The organism is Paraburkholderia agricolaris, from assembly GCF_009455635.1.
Classification (GTDB): domain Bacteria; phylum Pseudomonadota; class Gammaproteobacteria; order Burkholderiales; family Burkholderiaceae; genus Paraburkholderia; species Paraburkholderia agricolaris.
Genome location: NZ_QPER01000001.1, coordinates 1,471,752 through 1,494,724, shown reverse-complemented (window position 1 = coordinate 1,494,724; position 22,973 = coordinate 1,471,752). Strand labels below are relative to the sequence as shown.

Sequence of the window (22,973 nt, the reverse complement as noted above, 5' to 3'; positions counted from 1 at the left end):
TTGGCGGACGACCGGGCAACACGACGCATAAGCCTCAATCCCGTCCGAATCGCATCAGCATCTTGCAGCCCGGCTGGTTGTCGTTGATTGAAATGTCCGCGCCATGTACCCGCGCAATCGCCGCGACCAGGCTCAGACCCAGCCCATGCCCAGCCGTTGCCTGCGTTTTTGCCCCGCCACTGCGATAAAACGGCCGGAACACCGCTTCGCGTTCGCCAGGTTCGATGCCGGGTCCTGTGTCCACCACCTCCAGTATCGCAAGCTCACCGGCCTGGCGCGCTTCGAGCGTGATCTCGCCGCCTCGCGGCGTGAACTTCAACGCATTGTCGAGCAGATTTTCGACCACGCCAAACAGCAGATCGGCATCGCCGATGACTTCCACCGGCGCAATCGCCTTCAACTTCATCGTCAAGCCCCGCTCGTCGGCAAGCGGTTCATAGAGATCGACGACATCGCGCAGCACCGTATCGAGCGATACCGGTCCAAAACTCGCGCGACGCCCGCCCGCCTCGATCTCCGCGATCCTTAGCAGCGCCGTGAAACGATTGAGCACCACATCCGACTGCACAATCGCGCTATCGATCGCGCTCGCATAGTCCTCGGGTGTTTGCGAACGCCGCCCGGCCCGTTCAAGTCCCGCGCGCAAGTGCGTCATCGGCGTGCGCAGATCGTGCGCGATGCCGGCGCACACGCCCCGCACCTCTTCGACGAGGTGCTCGATTTCGTCGAGCATCGTATTGACGATCGACGCCAGCCGGTCGAGATCGTGGTTCGTGCCACGTGTGGGCAGACGGCGATTCAACTTGCCCTTCATGATTTCGCGGCTCGCCTCGCTAATCGCGCGAATGCGCCGGTTCGACATCCAGTTGAGCGCGGCACCGCAGCCGATTGCCAGCAGAATCGTCAGCATCACGCCCGCGCATAGCGTCTTCACCAGGGTATGGTCGAAAACGAGGATCTCATCGATCGAATGTCCGACCACAATCCGCACCCCGCTGGTGGTCGGCACAATGATGCCGCGATAGTGCCCTTCAACCTGCGCGCCGCCATCCACGAAAGTCTGCGTGTAATTGAAGGGTTTGCGGTCCAGCTCGGCTGGCAAGGCCGCCACATTGCCCGCGAGCCACGCACCGTTTGCATCGAACACGCCATACGGTCTGCTGTTGGCGATATCGCGCCGGCTCAAGGCGGCGATGCTTGCAATCGCTTCGGCGCGGCCGATCGTGTGGAATTCAGCCACCTCGCCACGCAGACGCTCGTCGACTTCATGCAGAAGATAGCTGGTCGTCAGCCAGTACAGCAGCGCGAACAACGCGATCGCGGAACAGACGAAGACGATCACCAGCCAGCCGACGCTGCCCGCGTTGACACGCGCCGTGCGCCTAGCTGTCGGCATGGAGGATATAGCCGGCATTGCGCACGGTCACGATCATGGCCGGGAGGCGCCCATTGCAGCTGACCTTGCGCCGCAAATTGGAAATATGCATATCGACGACATTCGTCTGCGTATTGAAAGGGTAATTCCAGACCGACTCGAACAGCATCGCGCGCGTGACGACCTGGCCCGCGTGACGCATCAGGTATTCAAGCAGGGCCAGTTCGCGCGGTTGCAACTCGAGCGTCTGTCCAGCACGCTGAACGACGCGCGTGGCAGGATCGAGCGTCAGATCGCCAACGCACAGCAGGGACGGCTCCCCCACCGACGAATGGCGCCGCAGCAATGCGTTCAGCCGCGCGGTCAGTTCGAGCGCGTCGAACGGCTTGGTCACGTAGTCGTCGCCGCCGGCCCGCAGTCCGCGCACGCGTTCGTCGACGGCGCCGAGCGCGCTCAGAATGAGCACCGGCGTGCGCTTACCGACGTTGCGCAGAGTCGACAGGATCGACAGGCCGTCGATGTCCGGCAGCATGCGGTCGAGCACCACCACGTCGAAGTCGCCGTTCAGCGCGCGCAGCAAACCATGATGGCCGGTCGGCACGCATTCGACCTCGAAACCGTAGTCTTCGAGCGCGGCATGGATTTCAAGCGCGACGTGCTGATCGTCCTCGACGACCAGCACGCGCGGCGTGCTCCCGCATAGCAGGGAAATCGGCAGTTCACTTGCCAAGTGGATGCGTTCCTCGTTGATCCTGAGCCAGTTGTCGCGACGGTGCCCAGGTCGCGGCCGGCAGCACCGCGGTGCCTTCCTGCGCGACCGCCTGTAATGCGGTGGGCGGCAAGCCGAGCGCGGCCAGAATGGTAGGTGCGACCTGGGTCGTCGAGACCGGGTACGTCACGTGGCGGCCTTGATCGGCAAGCCGCGGACTCGAGAGCAGCAGTGCCACCGCCGTATCGTCGTTATGAAAACCGCCGTGTTCGGCGAGCTTGCCATCTTTTGGTGGCGTAAATATGACACCGTCGCGCGACACCACCACGATGTCCGGTGTGCGGCTGTCCTGCAGCGGCGTGGGGAACCGCAACGCCAGCCGCTCACCGCTCAGCACGTCGGCAATCCCCAGCGCTTTCGCCTGGCTGCGTAGCGCGGCGCTGATCCGCCCGGTCGCGGACGCATCGTGCAGCCAGATCAATGCGCCGTGGTCGGTGGTCAGTTGCGCGAGCGCACCGGGCGCGGCGTCGTCGATCACCTTTTGCAGACGGCGCTCGTCGATCTTGCTAAGACGCGCCGGATCGATCGGACCGTTGCCGTGCTTGGCCGTCACGATCACCAGCGTGTCGTCGCGCAGATGCTGTTTCTCGAGTTCGCCGACGAACTGCCCGATCAACCGGTCCGCATGACCGATCGCGCGATCGACACCCGGCGTCAGGCCACCGTCGGCATTGCGGTAGCCGTACAGTTTCTGCGCGACATTCACCGCCTGCAGATTCAGCCCGAACACGTTCGGCACGGCCGTGTGTCGGCTGCCGTCGTGGGCCAAGCCGTCGATCTCATTGATGATCGCGTGCGCCTTCAGATCGTCGTAGTCTTCGGTTTTGCCGAGCGAACCGGTGATCTCACGGGTCGTCACATTGCTCAGGCCTTCGTAGTTGGCACCGATCTCCGGCAGGAACAGATCGTCGACGCCGTGGCCGGACGGCCCCTCGACCAGTTCGTAAGTCGGGTGCTTGTCGGTCCAGGCGGTATAGCCGCCCGCTTCATGCACGGCTTCGAAGATCGTATTGACGCGCAGAAACGCGTGCGGATAGACCGGCGCGCAAGCGTGCTGCGGATCGCGCGGCAGTTTGGCCGGATCGATTGCATCGCGCCCGTCGGGGCCGGTCGTGTCGAGCGACTCGTCATAACGCACCCGTGTCCCCGTCCGGCTGCAATCGCTGCCCGGTGCCGCAAGCTCGCGATCGTACGAGTCGTCGTAATACACGCCGGTCACCGCAGGCGTGCCGCCGGTCACGAGCGCCAGCAGGCCCGGAAACGAATCAGCCGGCTCAACCGTATGGACGTTGGTGTAGTCGACGCCCTGCTTCGACAGATTCGCCAGCGTGCTATCGGGATGCGCCTGAATGAAATTAGCGAGGTCGCTGGTATGCAGGCCGTCGACGCTGATCAGCAGCACGTGCTGCACCGGCGCGCCGGGCGGTAATACCCCCGCGCGGGCGGTGCCTGCGACGGCGAAAACAGAGAGCGAGAGTGCGGCCGTCAGTGCGGAAAGAATCGGTTTCATTCGGTTTCGTTTAGGTTGAAAGTGACCCACAGTTGTTCGGAAAGCGTCTTGCCTGCAAAGGCCGGTTCCGGCTTCGGACACACCGCGTCGCGCACTGCCGCCAGCGCGGCGCGATCGAGCAGGCCAACACCGCTGGAGACGACGACTCGCGCGTCGGCAATCACACCGTCGCGGTAGTCGAAAGCCACCCGCGTCCGGCCGGCGATGCCGCCCATGCGAGCCGACTCCGGGTAATGCAAGGCAGACTGGATCGCCGCCCGTAACGCGGCTTCGAAACTCGCGCCCGGTTTGGCCGGTGTCGCGGGCGCAGCGACAGGCGGTGGCGGGGCCTGATGAGACACCGCAGGCGGCTCCGTCGGGGTGGCCGACGGCAGCGTGGGTGCCGGCGCCGGTTCAGGTGGCGTTGCCGGCGTGGGCACGGGCACGGCCGGGCGCGGCGTCATCGCACGCTCGAGACGACGCACGGGCTGCAGCGGATGCACCACGGGCTGAGGCTGAGGCCGGGGCGCCACTGGCGGCACGACCGGCTGCGCCGCAGGCACGGGCGCAGGCGTGGGAGCCACCGCTGGCGCGAGCGTCAACATCGTCGCCGGCCGCTCGGCCTGCGCAACATGCCGATGTGTCAGCATCCGATACGCGCCGGCGAGCACGCCGGCCTCCACGGCGAGAGCAAGCGCTGCCGCCAGATAGATGCGCCGTCGCTCCGGCACGCGGGCGTAAGTGGAGATCGTCGCCATCTCACTGCGCCACGGGTTGTGCGGCCAACGCGATCTGCGATACGCCCGCGGCACGGCAGGCGTCCATCACGGCAACGAGTTTCTGGATCTGCGCCACTTTCGAGCCGGCGATGGTCACGGCCGTATGCGCCGCATCGGGCCGGGCCGACAACATCGCCGTGAGTTCCGCGGCCGTCACCGTTTTGCCCTCGACCGACATCGCGCCATCGTCGGACAGCGTGACCATCACCTTTGCCGGCGGCAGTGCCTGCGTGCTCGCACTCGACGGCAACTGTGTTTTCAGACCCGCATTCGGAATCATGTGCAGCGTGATCATGATGAAGAACACCAGCAGAAAGAACATGATGTCGATCATCGGAATGATCTCGATGCGTGCCTTGCGCGCTTCGAAATACTTCATCGTCATGCCCCTTGCGGCACCGGCTTTCCAGCAACGGCGCGCAGCCCTTCGCGCTCGCCTCGCACTACCGGCTCATGCACGGCGCCGGCCATGCGATTCACGAGCGCGGCCTTCAACGTTTCCAGTTGGTGCACAACGGAGCGAACCCGGTTATGCAAGCCGTTGAAAAACACCAGGCCCAGCATCGCGACAAACAACCCCGACGCGGTAGCAACCAGCGCCTCGGCAACGCCGCCAGTCACCTGGGTTGGCGTGTTGCCCGGGTTCGACAACACCTGGAACGCGTTGAACATGCCGATGATCGTGCCGAACAGGCCGAGTAAGGGCGCGAGCGTGACGATCGTATCGAGCACCCACAGCAGCCGGTCGATGCGCGGCGCCTCGCGCATGATGACCTCGTTGAAGCGCGCGTCGAGGTCGTCGCGGTTGTGCGTGGTCTGCAAACGCGAGGCCATCGAAAAGAGACGTGCCACCGGCAAGTCGCGATATTGCTGCGTGAGCCGGGCAAGCGTCGCCGCGTCGAGATGATCGAGCCGGTCGATCTGTTCGAGCGCATCGTGACCGCACGCCGCGAGGCGATGCAGGAACCAGAAGCGCTCGACAATCACCGTCAATGCGACGAACAGCATCGCGGCGATCGCGTACAGCACGCCTCCGGAATCGTTCGCGAGATGCAACAGGGTGTCGACATTCATTGAGTCAATCTCCAGTTAGAAGTCGGTGGATAGCGTGGCAACGAACGCACGGCCGGGAATCGTCCAGTACAGCGGCGTGCTGTCGGCAGCGGTATAGCCGGCCAGCCCGTTGATGCTGGTGCGGTTGAAAAGGTTGTCGATCTCGAAACCAAGGCGCGTGTTGTGCATCCACGCAGCCGGGCTCCTGATCGTGTAGGCGCCGGACAGGTTCGTCACCGCGAATCCGCCGAGCGGCTGCGTATCGCCCGTGTCACCGAACTGATGGCCGACGAACTTGGTGATCAGCGAACCGGCCAGCGGACCGCGTTCATAGATCACGCCGAGTGCGGCTGTGGATTGCGGCGCGTTCGGCATCCACGTGCCGGTGCTTTTCTGTTTGGCCGAATTGAAAGTCAGGTTGCCGTACAGGCTGAAACCGAGTCCGGCATAGAACGTCGCTTCCGATTCGAAGCCCTTGTAGACCGCGCCGCCCGCATTCGAGAACGTCGCGTTGCCGCCCACGACGCGGCTCGTCACCGCATTGCGGAAGTTGATGTAGTACAGGTCCGCCGACACGGTGAGCCGATCGGTCTTGTAGGTGGTGCCGATCTGATAGTTATCGGTCTGCTCGGGATCCGGCTGGCCGGAAACGGAGGGATTCTGCACATAGAACACATTCAGGTTCGGTGCGAGGAAACCTTGTGCGTACTGGATGTACGCACTCCAGTTCGGGTTGATCTGCTCATGCAGGGTCAGCGACGGCAGCACCTTCGTCCATGTATGGCTGAAGTCCACCGCCGCACCGGAGCCCTGATCGATCGGCGAGTCGATACTGCGATTGAACGACACGTACTTGACGCCCGGCGTCACGGTCAGCCCGTGCGGCAATTGCCACTCGTACTGAATGAACGGTTCGAACGTGAGGAAGGTATCGTGCATCGTGAAGTTCAGCTGCTCGAGCGCGAAATTCAGCGAGTCGTCCACGTTCATGTTGTCGCGGGAATTCGACTGATGCGTGAGCCATGCACCGAGTTGCAGCTTGCCCGGGCCGACCTGCCGTTCGGCGTTCACCACGTCGCCGAACGCGCGATAGTTGTTGGCCATCTGCTGGCCCGGCACGTTGTTGGGCCCAAAGGTGGTGCCGTTCGGCGTTTCCCCGTTCGGATCGAGACCATTGAAGCCGTCGTGGTAATACGCGTAGGTGTACAGCTTGTTTTCGATCTTCCAGTCCGCGAGTTTCGTTTTAATGCCGATGTACTCGAAGTCCGTGCTGATGCGATCGAAGTTGTAGCCGTAGTACGACTGGCTCGACGGATCGCCGCTCAGGCCGAAGTTGGGCCCGAACTGACGGATCTGCGCCGCGGTCGCGCCGAGCGACACGTTCTGATGAATGCGGCTGTAGTCCGCATACAGGGTGAGCAGCGTGTCGTCGCCGAGCGGCTTGTCGAGTTTGAAGAAAAAGTTGTCGCGGCGCTGCGCCCCGTTGGTCAGATAACCATCGCTGCCGACGTGGTTGTAGCCCACCACCGCACGCGCATCGCCCCACTGCTGCATATCGCCGGTGTTGAATTCGGCGCCGCTCGTCCAGGTGTTGAAACTGCCGTACGAACCGAAGACCGTGAACTTCGGCGTCAGCGACGGTTCCACCGACTGCACCGCAATCGTGCCGCCGAAGGTTGCAAAGCCGATCTGCGAGGCGTCGCCCGGGCCGCGGTCAACCGCAATCGAACCGATATTGCGCGACGAGAAGAACGAGGTCGAGTGATGGGTGAAATCGTTCGAGTCGCCAAACGGAATACCGTCGAAGGTCACGTTGTACTGACCGTCCTGAAAGCCGCGAATCGACAGGCTCTGCGACTCCATCAAACCCGCACCGTCAGGGTCGATATTCGACACGCTCGGGGAGATCTGAATGATGTCGCTATAGTTCGCGCTCGGCGCCGTGCTGTTTTCGATGTAGTGCCGGCTGATAATCGATTTCGGCTCGCTCGCGCTCAGCGAACCCTGCGACGGCGCCTGGGCCGGCGCCGATTGCGCGTTGCCGGATGGCGCCGCGGCGTTAGCCGACGAGCCCGTCGCCGTGCTTTGCACCGAGCCGAGGTCTCCGGAGGTCTGGCCGAAGGAAAGCTGGGTGCCGGCGGCGCAAAGCGAAGCCAGAACGAATTGCGTGAGCGGTTTCTTGCGGAACCTTGAACGTACCCGTTGCATGTTTCATGCATCCTTGTTTTGAACGACCGTAGAGTGATCAGCGAATAAGGACATGCTAAAGACCGGGCGTTAATCGATCGTGATGGATACCTTACGAACCTAATCAGCTTGCATGTGCGACAGAAAACAGAAAGGCCGCCGCGGTTTGCCAACCGGGGCGGCCTTGCCTGCTATCCACCCGGGTACGACGCTGCCGCACCGTGCCCGGGTGGAACCTGCACATTACTGGTTGTTGATATTGTTCGGCGCCTTCGGCAGCGACTTGCTGGCCGTCAGCACCACATTGCCGATCTGACGATAGTTCAGCAGATTGGTATTCGGCGTTTGCACGCCATAACCGGCAAACGTCACGCTCAGGTGTGTCGCGTCGATCTGAATGGCGGTCGGTGCATAAAGACGTTGAGCGAACCACGTTTGCGTCGGGATGATCGGCGCATTGGCAGGAATCGTCACCGAGGTCTTCGCGCCGCCCTGGTTGGTCGTCGTGATCGAGTTGATCGAGGCGATCGGGCTGTTGATGTCGTTATAGACCGTCCACGTCTTCAGGTCGCTCGATTCCGCGTAGCCGATGTAGTGGAAGGCGTCCGAGTCGCCGTCCAGACAGTTGCCGCCCGAGAAGTACAGACCCCAGCGGCTGCCGTCGCCATTGATATCGATAAGCGTGCCACGCGGGCTGATCCAGCGGGTGCCGTTGTAGTCCACCGTGGTCGGATCGTTCAGGCCGCTTACCACGCCCAGGTCGGTGAAGTTGACGCCGTCCTTCGTCGTGGCCAGGCGCACGTTCGAGATATCGTGGTTGGTCTTGCCGCTAAACGGCGCCTTCGTGCACTGGTTGGCAACCGGCATGGCGGTGCTGCCGGTATTGTCGCCATTCAGGATCTTCTGCACGTACAGCACCGTGGTCGGCTTGGTCGGGTCGGTGTTCGGCACGACGGCCATGATCCCGTCCGGGTTCAACAAACCGCTTGTCTGCTGCACGACAACCGGGTTCACCGCGCCCGCGGTGTTGGTTGTCGCCGTCGCGACTGCGGCGATGTCCTGGCCGCCCACGTTGGTGTTGTTGGTGTTCCAGATCGGGAACTTGGCGCTGGCAAGCGGCAGCGAGATCACGTTCAGCGGCGCCACATCGACCTTGGCCGGATCGCGGTTCAGTGTGTAAAGCATCTGACCGGTAGCGGCCTGCGTGCCCGGCAGTTGCAGAAGCGATGCGTGACCCCAGCCGTTATCGGCCGTGGTGGCGGCATTGGTGCTCGTGATCGTGGCAGGACATTCGCCAGGATTGAGTTCCAGCACGTTCTGCATGAAGTACCAGGTCTTGCCGTTGTCGTCCGATTCGGCCGCCACGACCGATTCGTTGATGTCCTTCGGACGCCAGTCGAACAGACCGATAATCGGCGTGGTCGTGCCATTCACGTTACCCGTCGTCGTCAGATTGCTGGTGTACACCAACGGGAAATAGAACGGCGCCATGTTGACGAGCGGGTCGGTCGGCGGCATGACGAACTTCGAGCCGGTGGCGTACGTCTTCCGGACCGGCGGCGTAACCGTGTAGTCGCAATAGCCGGCGGCCGTGTCGGGAACGGTGCCTGTCGTCAGAAACGGGTTGGTCGTGTTCTGCGTGTTTTTCGGATCGAGCGCCAGCTTGTCGAGCGTGAACGGCGTCGCGCCGGCGCCCTTGCCGATCGACGTGCCCACGTTGATCTGTGCGGCCGCCGGTTGCACGCCGCTATCCAGCGACCACTTGACGCTTGCTGCCGCCACCGCCGGGCTGGAGGCGGCCCCAGGCGCCGATGCGGCGGGCGCCGACGCCCCCGCCGGCGACGTGGCGGCCGTAGCGGCCGGGTCGTTGTTGAGACTGCCGCCGCAGGCGGCCACCAGCGCACTCGCCAGCGTGATCGCCGACAGCGCCATGAACGAAGCTTTCCTCATACTTCCCCTCTGCATGTTTTGATTGATGGAGCCCACAGACCAGACACAAGCCCGCGGTGCGCGCCTGAGCGTGCACCGCGGGATACTGAAAAATGCGTGGAACTGTTTGGACCGCAGAGGTGCGAGGCTTGAGCTGAATGTCACGCGTCGCGGCAATGGGTCTGCAGATCCCGTTTCTAACGTGAGCGCATGATGCGAAAGCGCCGTGTCGATGACGGGTCACAGATCTTACGAACATAAACTGGGCAAGCGGCAAGGCGGCCATCCGGGTACGGGCCGGATCGACGCCGAATCAACGAGCGGATGCCAGTTCTTCGACGTGCCGGCGAGCCGGCCCCCCAACCGCGGATTCCCCCTGAAGTCTGCCTGTAGAGAAGGGCTTTTTTGTCCTACGCTATATAGGCGACCCGCAGCGCCGCCCCGGCGGACGTCGCTCCGGCTGCGGTACCGCCCCCTTGAGCCACCCACCCCCATGGAGACTGATGATGTCAATCCGACTAGGAGAAGATGCCCCCGATTTCACTGCCGAAACGACTGAAGGGACGATCCGCTTTCACGAATGGATCGGTGACCATTGGGCGGTCCTGTTTTCGCATCCCAAGGATTTCACGCCCGTTTGCACCACGGAACTCGGCTATCTGGCGGGCCTGCAACCCGAATTCGATAAACGCAACACGAAAATTATCGGGCTCAGTGTCGATCCCGTCAGTGACCACAACGAATGGGTCAAGGACATCGCGGAGACCCAGGGCCACGCGGTTGGCTACCCACTGATCGGCGACCCGGACCTGACGGTCGCGAAGCTCTACGATATGATTCATCCCGAGGCAAGCGGCGGCGGTCCGCGCACCGCGGTGGACAATGCGACCGTACGCTCGGTGTTTCTCATCGGCCCGGACAAGAAGGTTAAAGCCATGCTCGTCTACCCCATGAGTGCGGGCCGCAATTTCGACGAAGTGCTGCGCCTGCTCGACGCGCTGCAGCTCAACGCGAAGCACGCAGTGGCAACGCCGGTGAACTGGAAACCGGGTGAAGACGTGATCATTCCAACCTCCGTTTCCAACGACGCCGCGACGCAAAAATATCCGCAGGGTTTCAAAACCGTGAAGCCTTATCTGCGGTACGTGACGCAACCCAAGTAAAGCGCTCGCAGCAGCGAGCCTCGGAGAAAAACAGTGTTGATCTTCCGGCAGCTATTCGACCAGCAGTCGTCAACCTACACGTATCTTCTTGCCGATAGCACAACGCGAGAAGCGGTGCTGGTCGATCCGGTCTTTGAACAGGTGCGCCGGGATGCCGCCCTGATCGAAGAGCTGGGATTGCATCTGCTTTGCACGATCGATACCCACGTCCACGCCGATCACGTGACCGGCGCATGGATGCTGAATCGCCGTACAGGTAGCAGGATTGCGATATCGGCGGCGAGCGGCGCCGAAGGTGCGGATCGCTATCTGAAGCATGGCGACAGGGTCGAGTTCGGCACGCGGTACCTGACGATCCGTGCGACACCGGGTCATACCGACGGATGCATCACACTCGTGCTCGACAACGAGACCATGGCGTTTACCGGCGATTGCCTGTTGATCCGGGGCACCGGCCGCACGGATTTTCAGCGCGGCGACGCGCACGCGATGTTTCGCGCAATCCACAACCACATTTTTACGCTGCCCGCCGCGTGCCTGCTTTACCCGGCTCACGACTATCGCGGTTTGACGGTCACGAGCGTGGACGAGGAACGGCGCTTCAATCCGCGCCTGGGCGGCGAACTGTGTGAAGACGATTTCGCCGGTTACATGACGAATCTGCGTTTGCCACATCCGAAGCAGATCGACATAGCGGTGCCCGCGAACCTGAAATGCGGCCTCGCGACGCTCTCCCCCGCGCAGACGACCGAGCCCGATTGGGCGCCGCTGACATGCAGTTTCGCGGGCATCTGGGAAATCAATGCCCAGTGGCTCGAAGAAAATCTGCACGCGGTCGAAATCGTCGACGTGCGTGAGCCCGGCGAATTCGACGGACCATTGGGACGCATTCCGTCAGCCAAGCTCATTCCATTGGGCGAGCTAGCCGGGCGCGCCGCCGAACTGACGAAGGAACGCCCAACCGTGACCGTCTGCCGGGCCGGCGGACGGTCGGCCCAGGCCACAGTCATTTTGCGGCAGGCCGGATTCGAGCAGGTGGCCAACCTTGCCGGCGGCATGCTCCGCTGGCGCGCGGAAGGCCGCGTCGTCGAAAACGGCAGCATGTAACGGTATCGGCGGCCGAGAGCGAACCGCCCTCTTACCGCAAGACCCCGACAACATGCCACCAGAGATAATCAAGCGGCAACAGGCATAGCACCGTGATGGCCGCCAGCGCGAGGCAAAGCTTTGCACCGTCCTTCAGGCTCACCCCACCCAGATGCATCGCGATCATCATCGGTGGCGACTGATACGGCAGAAAAACGGTCGAGAAGACCGGCACCTGAAGCATCAGCACGGTGTACAGCGGCAAGCCGCTCGCCTCAGCCAGTTGGCCCGCTACCGGCGTGAGCACGGCAGGCAGTCCCGGCAAGGTGGTCAACAGTCCTATACCCGCGCCGATCAGAACGAGCAGCAGCACATTCGCGGCGGGATGCCCAGGCGCCATGCCCGTCCACCCGAGCAGCAGATGTGCCGCCCACGCACCAAGACCGCTTTGCGCGATCACCGCCCCCAGTCCGAGAAAGCCGGCCACATACACGAGCGGCGTGATGTGCATCTTCTCCGTGAAATCCTGGACGGACAGGATCCGGGTCTGCGGCAGAAGGCACGCCACTCCCGCGGCCAGGCTCACCCAGGCTGGCGATATCCCATGCCAGAAGTCGGTCGCGTAGCACAGCAGCGACAGTGCGAGGACGCCGAGAAGCGCAATCTCGCGCGCGGATAGTTTTCCCGCGTCAGTTGCCTGAGTCTTCGCTACTTCAACCTTGTCGGGGAAAAACCGGCAGATCAGCCAGATCAGGATCGCCGTTTTGAGGGCGCCCAGTATCGGGAAGTGAAGCAGGAAATACGGTCCATAGTGCAGCCGCACGCCATACAGGGCCTGCGCTGCGCCGAGAAGAACCGAGTTGGGAATGTTCGCCGGCAGTATCGTGGTCGGCGGCATATAGCTGGCCGCGGCGACTGCCATGACAAGACCCGTGCGGCCCGCGCGTCCGGGCACGAAACCCAGCCGGTCGGACAGCGTCAGGGCAATCGGCGTAAGCAGCAACACCCGTCCCGTGGTGGACGGCATGACGAACGCCAGCGCGACCGCTCCGAGCACGACCGCCGCTACGTAATACCGGTAGCTGCTCACGTTCATCGCCAGCAGCAGCGTGCTGAAACGATCGGCGAGACCCGTGCTGCGTACGGCAACACCGATGATCCCGCCGCCGAACACCAGCCACCATGCAGGCGATACGAATCCGCCGAAAACCGTCTCAGCCGGCGCGACCGCGAAAAGCATGCAGAACAGAAAGAACAGCAGCGTCGTCAGCGGTTCCTTGAACAGGCCAAGCGCCCATGAGCACACCGTGAACAGCACGAGGACGGCCGCTTTCGAGGTCGCTTCGGGATGCCCGCGAACGAGCGGCACATAGTGCGGCAAGACCATCGCGGCGACCAGCCAGATCAGGAGCAGACCCGTACCGATTTCGTGGCCATGCTTCGCAAGACCCGTGGACCGCGCAGCGCCCCCATCCTGCCCCGCCGAGGCGGAAGATGCCAACTCCTTCCGCTCCCGCCGTTTGATTGGCTGACTCATAACTTCGCTCTCCGCTCGACGCTTCCTGTGCATGGTAGGCGGATTTACAATGGCATGAATTCGTTTCAATGACAGTTATTTACGAAATCATGCCACGACGAATTTCCTACGATCCGCTGCCCAAACTCGGACCGAGCGTCAACGAACCGGTCATGGTCCATCTACGCCTGCCGCCGCCCGACGGGATCATCGAACGGCATAGGCATACCTGGGGACAACTGGTCTACCCCCGGCAGGGAAGCATTCGTGTCAGCACGCCGGGCATGATGTGGATCGTCCCGCTCTTTCGCGCGGTCTGGATTCCGCCCGGCATCGAGCACGAGGTGGTCATGCTCGGACGCGTCGAGTTTCACGCGCTGTATGTCGAACCCAAGGCGGCGCCGCTGCCGCTCGACGCCTGTTCGGTGATCGAGGTTTCCCCGTTGATGCGTGCGCTTACGCATACCCTTGCGAGCGACGCCGTCGCGTCACGGCGCCACCGGCAGCTTGCAATGCGTTTGCTGATCGAGGAAATGCGCGAGGCACCCTCGTTGCCTCTGGGCTTGCGCCTGCCCGACGACCGGCGTCTGCGCGCCTTATGTACCGCGATGATGGACGATCCAGGTTGCGCCCGGACGCTCGCCGAATGGGCGCCTGTCATCGGCGCCAGTGAGCGGACGCTGGCCCGTCTGTTCCAGACGGAACTGCAGACCGGTTTCGGAGTGTGGCGCAGGCAGCTACGGCTGGCCCGTGCGATTGACCTGATCGGTCGTGGTATCCCGCTCGCGGAAGTCGCTGCCGAACTGGGCTATGCGAATACACCGGCGTTCTCGACCATGTTCCGGCAAGCGCTTGGCTTTCCGCCGTCGCATCTCGCCAACTCCGGAGAGTCCTTACACTGAATTCTGGTATGCGAAAAACAGATACAGGCAAAACACCGGCGCCATGACTGTGTCCGTTTGATTCGAAGCTGGCCTGACGGAACACGCCCTGCCGTCAACTTCCACACGCATGAATCAGGAACTGTTGAAACGCAACGGCCGGTGTATCCAACGTCGCGCCCTTGCGCCACAACATGCCCGCATCCATCTGCGGAATCGCGTTGAGAATAGGCCGCGCTTCGATCCGCTTGCCCTCCAGCGACCACGGGCGAAATACCATGTCGGACAGAATCGTCACACCGAAACCATACGCGACGAGACCGCGCAGCGCTTCCATTGAACTGGTGCGAAATGCGATATTCGGCTCGATTTCGTTACGCCTCCAGTAGCGCAATGTGGACTGCTCGCCTTCGTCTACGGTAATCAGGATATACGGATACTTCGCGATATCCGCGAGCGAAGGCGCGTTGAGTTGCGTGAGCGGATGCGTGGGCGAGGTCCACAACTGCCGGCGCGACCGAATCAGCGTGTGGTGCTGAAAACGCCGGATATTTTCCACATTCGACAACAGAGCAATGCCAAGGTCGACATCGCCGTCGAGCACCGCCTGCTCGATCGACGCACGGTCCGTGTCGTGCAGATCGATCTCGATGTCGGGGTAAGTCGCACGAAAGCGCGCCATCAGTTCCGGCAGAAAGTAGCCGAGCAACGTATAGGACGCCGCGATGCGCACCGTCCCCTTCAGATCGTGCGAGCGAAAAGGTGCCTTGTAGACCGCGTCGCGCACTGAATCGAGTATGTGCCGCGCGTGATTCAGGAAGTCCTGCCCATCCGGTGTCAGCGCGACGCCCTGCGGCAGGCGTTCGAACAGGCGCGTACCCAGGGTTTCCTCTAACGCGAGTACCGCGTTGGTAATCGCGGATTGCGACACATGTTCGACCGTCGCCGCCATTGAAAACTGCCCGCTTTGCGCGGCAGCCACGAAGTAACGCATCTGCCGCAGGGTGATGTCTTTTGACATGTGTTTTTCGAATAGCAGGATTCGGTATTCGTGATTTTACGATGGAAATTCCGCTTCCTATACTCGGGCTCAAATAAAGCCATCGGAGACATGGACCATGAATGCCCCGCTATCGCCCGAGCTACGTGACGCACTCGCCACCGTATCGCTCGACGACAAATACACACTCAAAAAAGGCCGTGTCTACATGAGCGGCACGCAGGCGCTGGTCCGTCTGCCGATGTTGCAGAAGGCGCGCGATCAGCGCGCCGGTCTCAATACCGCGGGCTATGTGTCCGGCTATCGCGGCTCTCCGCTCGGCGCGCTGGATCAAGGCTTGTGGAAAGCGAAGAAGCATCTCAAGGAACACGATGTGGTGTTCCAGCCAGGGGTTAACGAGGATCTGGCGGCCACGGCCGTATGGGGCACGCAACAGATCAACCTGTGGCCCGGCGCCAAGGTCGATGGCGTATTCGGCATGTGGTACGGCAAAGGTCCGGGCGTCGACCGTACCGGGGATGTTTTCAAGCACGCGAATTCCGCGGGCACGGATCCGAATGGTGGCGTGCTGGTACTCGCGGGCGACGATCATGCGGCGAAGTCGTCGTCGGTCGCGCACCAGTCCGAGCATATGTTCGTCGCGAGCGGCATTCCGGTGCTCTATCCGGCAAGCGTGCAGGAGTATCTCGACTACGGACTGCACGGCTGGGCAATGAGCCGCTATTCCGGCCTGTGGGTCGCGATGAAATGCGTGACCGACGTGGTCGAATCGAGCGCGTCGATCGATATCGATCCGGACCGTTTGCAGATCGTCTTGCCGGACGACTTCGACATGCCCGAGGGCGGGCTCAATATCCGCTGGCCCGATCCGCCGCTCGCCCAGGAAGCCCGCCTGCTCAATCACAAGTGGTATGCGGCGCTCGCCTACGTTCGCGCGAACAAACTCAACCGTGTGGTGATCGACAGCCCCACGCCGCGTCTGGGCATCATGACCGCGGGCAAGGCCTATCTCGACGTGCGCCAGGCGCTCGCCGATCTGTCGCTCGACGACGAGACCTGCGCGCGCATCGGCATTCGCGTATTGAAAGTGGGCTGCGTATGGCCGCTCGATGCGCAGAACGCGCGTGACTTCGCCACCGGCCTCGACGAAATCCTCGTTGTTGAAGAGAAGCGACAGATTCTCGAATATGCGCTGAAGGAAGAGCTGTACAACTGGCGCGACGATGTCCGTCCCAAGGTATTCGGCAAGTTCGATCAGCGCGACAACGCCGGCGGGGAATGGTCCGTGCCGCGCGGACAGACGCTGCTGCCGGCGCATTACGAGCTCTCGCCTGCCCTGATCGCGAAGGCGATCGCGCGGCGCCTGGCGCAGGCCGACCTGCCGGCCGACGTGCGGGAGCGGATCGAAGCGCGGGTTGCCATCATCGAGGCAAAAGAGCGTGAAGCCGCCACGCCGCGTTCCGTCGCCGAACGGCAGCCGTGGTTTTGCTCCGGCTGCCCGCACAACACGTCGACCCGCGTGCCCGAGGGTTCACGCGCGCTGGCCGGCATCGGCTGCCACTATATGTCGATGTGGATGGACCGCAATACGGAGACGTTCAGCCAGATGGGCGGCGAAGGCGTCGCGTGGACCGGGCAGATGCATTTCACGAACGAGCGGCACGTGTTCGTCAATCTCGGCGACGGCACCTACTTTCACTCAGGTCTCCTCGCGATTCGTGCATCGATTGCAGCGGGTGCGAATGTCACCTACAAGGTGCTCTACAACGACGCGGTTGCGATGACCGGCGGCCAGCCGGTCGACGGCGTGCTCACGGTTCCGCAGATCGCGTTTCAGGTGGTCGCGGAGGGTGCGAAGCGCGTGCTGATCGTCACCGACGAGCCGGAGAAATACGACGCGAAGGTGCGTCTTCCCGACGATGTGAAGGTCTACCACCGCGATGAACTCGATCGATTGCAGCGCGAGTTGCGCGACATGGCGGGTACCTCGATCCTGATCTACGACCAGACCTGCGCCACCGAAAAACGCCGGCGCCGCAAACGCGGCACCTATCCCGATCCCGCCAAACGCGCCTTCATTAACGATGCGGTATGCGAAGGTTGCGGCGATTGCTCGGTGCAATCGAACTGCCTCTCGGTCGAACCCTTGCAAACACCGCTCGGCACCAAGCGCAAGATCAACCAGTCCTCGTGCAATAAGGATTTCTCATGCGTGAACGGCTTTTGCCCGAGCTTCGTGACGGCGGAAGGCGCGCAGGTGAAGAAACCGGGTAAGGCCAGTTCAGACGCCGCACTGCCGGATTTCGCGGCGCTACCCCGGCCTGTGATTGCCGCCCTGTCGAAGCCCTATGGCGTGCTGGTGACCGGTGTTGGCGGCACGGGCGTGGTGACGATCGGCGGCCTGCTGGGCATGGCCGCTCACCTGGAAAACAAGGGCGTCACCGTACTCGACATGGCCGGCCTCGCACAAAAAGGCGGCGCAGTGCTCAGCCACGTGCAGATCGCGGCGACGCCCGGGCAGTTGCATGCCACCCGCATTGCGACCGGTGAAGCGCGTCTGATTATCGGCTGCGATGCGATCGTTTCCGCTTCCGCCGAAGTGCTTTCCCGCACGCAACGCGGCGTGACCAGGGCCGCGATCAACAATAGCGCGACGCCGACCGCGCAATTCGTCCGCGACCCGCAGTGGAGCTTCCCTGCCGATGAGACGCGGCACGACTTGCAGCAAAGTATCGGCGACGATTGCGATTTCATCGATGCGAATCGTCTTGCGCTCGATCTGCTCGGCGACACGCTGTACGCCAACCCGTTGCTGCTCGGTTTTGCATGGCAACGCGGCTGGCTGCCCGTCGGCTACGAAAGCCTCGATCGGGCCATCGAGCTTAACGGTGTGGCGGTCGAAAAGAATCGACTCGCCTTCGAGTGGGGGCGCTATGTCGCGCAGCACGGCGAGGCCGCAGCAGGTGCGTTTGCACCGCATGCAAAAAAGCAGCAGGCGATTGTCGTGCAGATGCCGGAGTCGCTCGAACGTCTGATCGAACGCAACGTCGAACGGCTTGGCCTCTATCAGAACGCACGCTATGCGGCGCGTTACGTGAACGTGGTCGAACGGATGCGCGCCGCCGAAACGAAGCTGGCAGCGGGTGCAAAGCTACGCCTCACGCCGGTAGTCGCGCGCAATCTCGCCAAACTGATGACCTATAAAGACGAGTACGAAGTCGCCCGTCTCTACGCGGACCCGGCGTACCTGGACAAACTGCGCGCGCAATTCGAAGGCGAACCGGGCCGCGACTACAAGCTCGCTTTCCATCTTGCGCCACCGCTACTGGCTAAACGCGACGAACACGGCCACCTGAAGAAACAGCGCTTTGGCCAATGGACGCTCAGCCTGTTCCGTGTGCTCGCCAGACTCAAAGTCCTGCGCGGCACCGCGCTCGATGTGTTCGGCAAGACGGCCGAGCGCCGCAATGAACGTGAGTTGATCGAACAGTACGTCACGCTGATCGACGAGTTCTGCACGACGCTCGACAGCACGCGATTCGATGTTGCGATGAAGCTCGCCAACCTGCCCGATGAAATCCGCGGTTTCGGTCACGTCAAGGAACGCAATGTTACTGCCGCGGCGCTAAAACGCGAGCAGTGGCTGCGCGACTATCGTGACTCAGCGCGTCTCGAACGCTTTGACCAGGTAGTCGACAAACGAAGCAATTCTTGAGGAAATGGCCGTGTTCCGATAATAGACGGCGTGGATCGGCTGCCGGATGTCCTGGGTCTGGCGGCTGAGAACCTGCACGAGCCGTCCTGATTCGCGATCCTGTCCGGTCATGAAGTCCGACAGGCAGGCAATGCCGACGCCATCCAGCGCCAGTTGCCTGAGCGTCTCGCCGCTGGACGAGTAGACCGTCGGCTCGATGCGATGCAGTTCCCCGTCGGCCCCGAGCACGGGCCAGACGTTCAGCGACTCCGGCTGATTGAATCCCAGCAGCGCGTGCTTGCCGAGATCCTCGACCTTGCGCGGCTGGCCGTGCGCCTCCAGAAAACCGGGACTCGCCAGAATCCGAAGCCGGCTGTTGCCAATGAGCCGGCTATGCAGCGTCGAATCTTTCAGGCGGCCGATCCGGATCGCCACATCGGTGCGCCGTTCCAGCAGATCGATAATCCCTTCGTTGCTGTTCAGTTCCAGCTCGACATGGGGATAGCGCTCCCGGTAGCCCCGCACGAGCGGCACGATCACGTGCAGCATGAACGGCGACGCGGCGTCGACCCGCAGCCGCCCAGACGGCTTGTCCCGCCGCGCCACCATCTGTTCCTCCGCGCTCTCCACCGATTCGAGAATCGCCCGCGCATTCTGCAGGAACGTCCGCCCCTCCTCGGTCAGTTCCAGCCGGCGCGTGGTTCGACGCAGCAAGGTCGTCTTCAGCTTCTCCTCGAGCCTGCCCAGGGTCCGGCTCGCCGCCGAGACCGTCTGCTCGAGCTGCTGCGCGGCCGCCGTGATCGATCCCGTGTCGACCACCGTCGCGAAGGTTTGCAGCTCATCCAGCGTGATTTTCATTCTTGACTTTAAATCAAAATAATTTCCTTTATAGACCAGTTTTTCTGCAAAAGTAAAGCGCGCACACTTTGCCTCATCTTCTGATCCTGTCTTCGAGCGAAGCCCCGCGCGGTAGCGCGACGCTGCCGCTGCTTGCACTTGCGGTCGGCGCGTTCGGCATCGGCACAACCGAGTTCTCGCCGATGGGACTGCTGCCGGCGCGCTGACCCACATCACCGGCGCATCGCCCGTGTTCATTACCGCGATGCTCGCGTTGATCGGCACCGGTTTTTCGATCGGTAACGTCGTGGGTGGCCGATTCGCCGACCGCTCGCTCGACGGCAGCCTGATCGGCTTTCTCGTGCTGCTGATCGCGGTCATGCTCGCCTTCCCTACGATCGCGACAAGCCACGTCGGCGCCGCCATTGGCCTGCTCGTGTGGGGAATTGCAACCTTCGCTGTCGTGCCGCCGTTGCAGATGCGCATGATGCGCGCCGCAGCCGAAGCGCCCGGGCTCGCGTCCTCGGTCAACGTGGGCGCGTTCAATCTCGGCAATGCATTGGGTGCGGCCGCGGGCGGTGCGACCATTTCAACGGGATTCGGCTACTCGGCCGCCCCGATTGCCGGCGCGCTTATCGCCGCGGCAGGCCTCGCGTTGGTGTTGATTCAGATCGCGCGGCAACGCCAACGGCTCCCGGCGCGCGGACGGCACCCGGTGCCGCAGTCCGGGTGCATGGCGGCAATCACGATCCGCCGTACTCGAGCGTCACCGAAGCGCTCCGGCTGCGCCGGACATCCTCCGGATCGAGGTCGATACGTTTGAGATGGTTCTGCGCATGCATCTGCACCTGGTCGGTGAGATGGGGCGTTCCATGTCCCGACGGGTCGATGAACTGATTCTGGCCGCCCGCCTCGGTAACGGAGTAGAGCACCGGGTGGCCATTCCCCAGTTCCATGAGGCCGACCCACTGCTCGCCGCCATTCAACGGCACCATCTTCGGCCCGAGGCCAAGTTCTGCCCACGTCGTGCTGCTGCGTTCATCGTCATCGGGGAGCGGCAGATGCGCCGGATCGTCAGCTTGATCCGTAAAGTATTTCCAGTAGATCGGCATGCGCCAGGCCTCCATCGGCCTGCCCGGAAATTTCTTGCGCGCCGTTTCGATCGTCTGCCGAATGGTGTCGACCACGACTGAATCGCGTGAACGTCCATTGAAATAGTCGAATTTGACCGGCAGACCTGCTTTCGGCCCCTGCAGGGTGCGATACAGCAAGCTCGTCTGATACTTGAGATAGCGATCGGCATCGACCTTGTTCCACCAGTCGTCCGTATCGCGGCTGAAGATCATCTTCGGGGCGACCTCGAGCCACGTGCGAAACAGGGTGAGACCGGGGCTATCGTAGTAGCCGTCGCCGTCGCGATCCTCATAGAGACCGTTCCACGAGAGCATCAGATCGACGGCCTGCGACACCTGTGGGTCGTGCGCTTCAGCCGCCGCCGCGCGCAAGGCCGGCGCGAAAAAGTCAGGCGAGGTCTGATTCCGGTCGCGCGCGCCCATCGCGTTCCAGATCTGCTGGTTGTAGTCCTCCATATCGAGCAGCGTGACGGATGTGGCGGAGGCGCCGAGACGATTGCCCAGCCAGGTGCGGAACGTTGCACCGAAACGCCCCTCGTCCCCCTCGCGGGACCAGGTGGTTGCCTTGCTGTTCCAGCTGTGGATATACCCTTGCTTCGGATTGAGCATATGCGGCCGCTCGGCGAGCGACAGAAAGCCCTGCCATTCATAGTCGCCGGTGCCGGGCGTGGGCAGGCGCGGGTCGGTGCCGGGCGCACGCTTCGGCTGCAGCCCCGTCTCCCAGAAACCGATCTGCCCGCTCTCGTCGCCGTAGCAGATACCGAAATCGGTTGAGACCCGCGCGATTCCTTTGGTTTCGAAATCGGCGAGCGAACGCGCCCGCTGCATCTCGACGACGGCGACCCAGTTGTCCAGTTCGTGTCCACGTTCGGCGAAGCGCTGCGTGTAGGCTACGCCATGCGGCTTGTCCCAACTGACGACCGTTCCGTGAAGGGTGCGCGCCACTTCGTGATCGACAGGCGCCGCGCCTTTAACAAGGATTCTCTCGTTGTGGACGTCCATCTGACGCCACTGCCCCTTGTACCAGTACTGGTGAGGATCCTGCGGATTGAGACGCTCGGCAAAGGTGTCCGTCGTGTCCTCCTGGCCGGAGGTGATGAGCCAGCCATGATGCGGGCCGCGCCCCATGATCGGAATGCCCCACGAGGGCAACGTGAAACCGGCACTGTCAAAGCCGCCGCCATACAGATGAATCTCAGCGCCGTCGGCCGTCGACTCCAGCATCAACACCTTACCGCTCGCGGATCGCTGCGGGCCGATGACGAGGCACCGGCTATGATTGTTGCTCGGCGCCGGGGCTGCAGCGGGTGGTGTGCCCTCTTCGGTTTGCGCCAGTGTCAGATAGGTCGCTTTCGGCATCGGCCGCACGGGTGCGAGATCCTCTCCGGCCGGTATTGCGGTTGGGGACTCGGGGTCGCTCACCGGTACGACATCGTCGAAGATTTCGCGTCCGGCTGTCTGGCCATGGCGCGTCACCATCGCGTTATAAAAGGCCTGGTTCTGCAATTCGAATCCGCCGCGATCGCGCGGAAAACCGGAAATCATCGACAGGTAATCGAGGAGCGTCCAACGCTCCGGCTTCACGCCCCAGTGCGCGATTTCATAGGGCGTCTTATGGGCAGGGTCCTGCTCGATCTCGGCGATCTCCCGGTTCACACCGTCGACGTACGCTTGCATCATGCGCTGATGCTCGGGCGGAATCTCGTGATACATGCGCAACAGTTCGGCGCTGTCGAGCTTTCGATCGCGCGAGATGATGTCCGACTGGATCGCCGACGGCCCCAGCACTTCGGCCGTGCGTCCCAACGCCCGCCGGCGCGACAGTTCCATGTCGGCGAGCCGGTCCTGCGCTTGCGCGTAGCCCGCCCCGTACATCACCGCCGCCGACGTGTTGCCGAAAACATGGGGCACGCCCATGGCGTCTCGATCGATACGGACCTGTTGAGCGGACTGAGCGGTTTGAGCCGCGACGGGCTCAGGTCTGGGCGCCTGCGCACACCCGGCCACGAGCGACACGGAGATAAGCAGCGGAGAGATCACAACTGTGCGATTCATAGTACCTTCTGGAATTTTTCAGTTATT

The 22,973-nt window shown here is 62.7% G+C and carries 17 protein-coding genes and 1 pseudogene; 6 read left to right on the top strand and 12 right to left on the bottom strand.

The window, feature by feature from the left end:
* Positions 1-34: 34 nt before the first annotated feature.
* The 8 genes from GH665_RS06840 to GH665_RS06805 all read right to left on the bottom strand — a co-directional run bounded on the left by GH665_RS06840 (position 35) and on the right by GH665_RS06805 (position 9,602).
* Complete coding sequence (locus GH665_RS06840; protein WP_167530926.1) at positions 35-1,396, bottom strand: sensor histidine kinase; 1,362 nt, start codon at positions 1,394-1,396, stop codon at positions 35-37.
* Positions 1,383-2,105, bottom strand: coding sequence for a response regulator transcription factor (locus GH665_RS06835; protein ID WP_246216156.1), 723 nt, complete (start codon positions 2,103-2,105; stop codon positions 1,383-1,385). The genes GH665_RS06840 and GH665_RS06835 overlap by 14 nt, the downstream gene beginning before the upstream one ends.
* Positions 2,095-3,654 (bottom strand): alkaline phosphatase family protein, encoded by a 1,560-nt coding sequence (locus GH665_RS06830; protein WP_153135224.1) that lies wholly within the window; start codon positions 3,652-3,654, stop codon positions 2,095-2,097. Before GH665_RS06830 ends, GH665_RS06835 begins: the two co-directional genes overlap by 11 nt.
* Positions 3,651-4,391 (bottom strand): TonB family protein, encoded by a 741-nt coding sequence (locus GH665_RS06825; protein ID WP_153135223.1) that lies wholly within the window; start codon positions 4,389-4,391, stop codon positions 3,651-3,653. Before GH665_RS06825 ends, GH665_RS06830 begins: the two co-directional genes overlap by 4 nt.
* Position 4,392: 1 nt before the next feature.
* Positions 4,393-4,791: an ExbD/TolR family protein gene (locus GH665_RS06820; RefSeq protein WP_153135222.1), complete on the bottom strand. Its 399-nt coding sequence runs from the start codon at positions 4,789-4,791 to the stop codon at positions 4,393-4,395.
* Between the two features lie 2 nt (positions 4,792-4,793).
* Positions 4,794-5,486 (bottom strand): MotA/TolQ/ExbB proton channel family protein, encoded by a 693-nt coding sequence (locus GH665_RS06815; protein WP_153135221.1) that lies wholly within the window; start codon positions 5,484-5,486, stop codon positions 4,794-4,796.
* 15 nt (positions 5,487-5,501) lie between these two features.
* Complete coding sequence (locus GH665_RS06810; protein WP_153135220.1) at positions 5,502-7,673, bottom strand: TonB-dependent receptor; 2,172 nt, start codon at positions 7,671-7,673, stop codon at positions 5,502-5,504.
* Positions 7,674-7,895: 222 nt separating this feature from the next.
* A complete protein-coding gene (locus GH665_RS06805) occupies positions 7,896-9,602 on the bottom strand; it encodes a glycoside hydrolase family protein (protein ID WP_153135219.1) in 1,707 nt (568 codons plus the stop codon).
* 485 nt (positions 9,603-10,087) lie between these two features.
* On the opposite strand from GH665_RS06805, the gene GH665_RS06800 reads away from it, so the two are divergent.
* Positions 10,088-10,744 carry a peroxiredoxin gene (locus GH665_RS06800; protein ID WP_153135218.1) on the top strand — a complete coding sequence of 219 codons (657 nt, stop codon included), beginning with the start codon at positions 10,088-10,090 and terminating at the stop codon, positions 10,742-10,744.
* A 36-nt stretch (positions 10,745-10,780) separates the two neighbouring features.
* Entirely contained in the window at positions 10,781-11,851 is a 1,071-nt protein-coding gene (locus tag GH665_RS06795; protein ID WP_153138272.1) for a rhodanese-like domain-containing protein, read from the top strand.
* Positions 11,852-11,882: 31 nt separating this feature from the next.
* Here the strand turns inward: GH665_RS06795 and GH665_RS06790 are convergent, their stop codons facing one another.
* Positions 11,883-13,367, bottom strand: a complete 1,485-nt coding sequence (locus tag GH665_RS06790; protein ID WP_153135217.1) for an SLC13 family permease — start codon at positions 13,365-13,367, stop codon at positions 11,883-11,885.
* Positions 13,368-13,456: 89 nt separating this feature from the next.
* On the opposite strand from GH665_RS06790, the gene GH665_RS06785 reads away from it, so the two are divergent.
* Positions 13,457-14,248, top strand: a complete 792-nt coding sequence (locus GH665_RS06785; RefSeq protein ID WP_153135216.1) for an AraC family transcriptional regulator — start codon at positions 13,457-13,459, stop codon at positions 14,246-14,248.
* A gap of 94 nt (positions 14,249-14,342) precedes the next feature.
* On the opposite strand, the gene GH665_RS06780 is transcribed toward GH665_RS06785, so the two are convergent.
* Positions 14,343-15,248: a LysR family transcriptional regulator gene (locus GH665_RS06780; RefSeq protein ID WP_153135215.1), complete on the bottom strand. Its 906-nt coding sequence runs from the start codon at positions 15,246-15,248 to the stop codon at positions 14,343-14,345.
* Between the two features lie 97 nt (positions 15,249-15,345).
* On the opposite strand from GH665_RS06780, the gene GH665_RS06775 reads away from it, so the two are divergent.
* Entirely contained in the window at positions 15,346-18,942 is a 3,597-nt protein-coding gene (locus GH665_RS06775) for an indolepyruvate ferredoxin oxidoreductase family protein (RefSeq protein ID WP_153135214.1), read from the top strand.
* Here the strand turns inward: GH665_RS06775 and GH665_RS06770 are convergent.
* Positions 18,889-19,779: a LysR family transcriptional regulator gene (locus GH665_RS06770; protein ID WP_153135213.1), complete on the bottom strand. Its 891-nt coding sequence runs from the start codon at positions 19,777-19,779 to the stop codon at positions 18,889-18,891. The two genes, GH665_RS06775 and GH665_RS06770, sit on opposite strands and share 54 nt — an antisense overlap.
* 68 nt (positions 19,780-19,847) lie before the next feature.
* On the opposite strand from GH665_RS06770, the gene GH665_RS06765 reads away from it, so the two are divergent.
* Both GH665_RS06765 and GH665_RS06760 read left to right on the top strand, forming a co-directional pair.
* On the top strand, positions 19,848-19,985 hold the full coding sequence (locus GH665_RS06765) for a hypothetical protein (protein WP_153135212.1): 138 nt from the start codon (positions 19,848-19,850) through the stop codon (positions 19,983-19,985).
* A pseudogene (locus GH665_RS06760) lies at positions 19,973-20,455 on the top strand (MFS transporter); the annotation flags it as partial. The gene GH665_RS06765 and the pseudogene GH665_RS06760, both read left to right, overlap by 13 nt.
* A 46-nt stretch (positions 20,456-20,501) precedes the next feature.
* Here the strand turns inward: GH665_RS06760 and GH665_RS06755 are convergent.
* Positions 20,502-22,946 carry a penicillin acylase family protein gene (locus tag GH665_RS06755; RefSeq protein ID WP_153135211.1) on the bottom strand — a complete coding sequence of 815 codons (2,445 nt, stop codon included), beginning with the start codon at positions 22,944-22,946 and terminating at the stop codon, positions 20,502-20,504.
* Between the last annotated feature and the right edge of the window lie 27 nt (positions 22,947-22,973).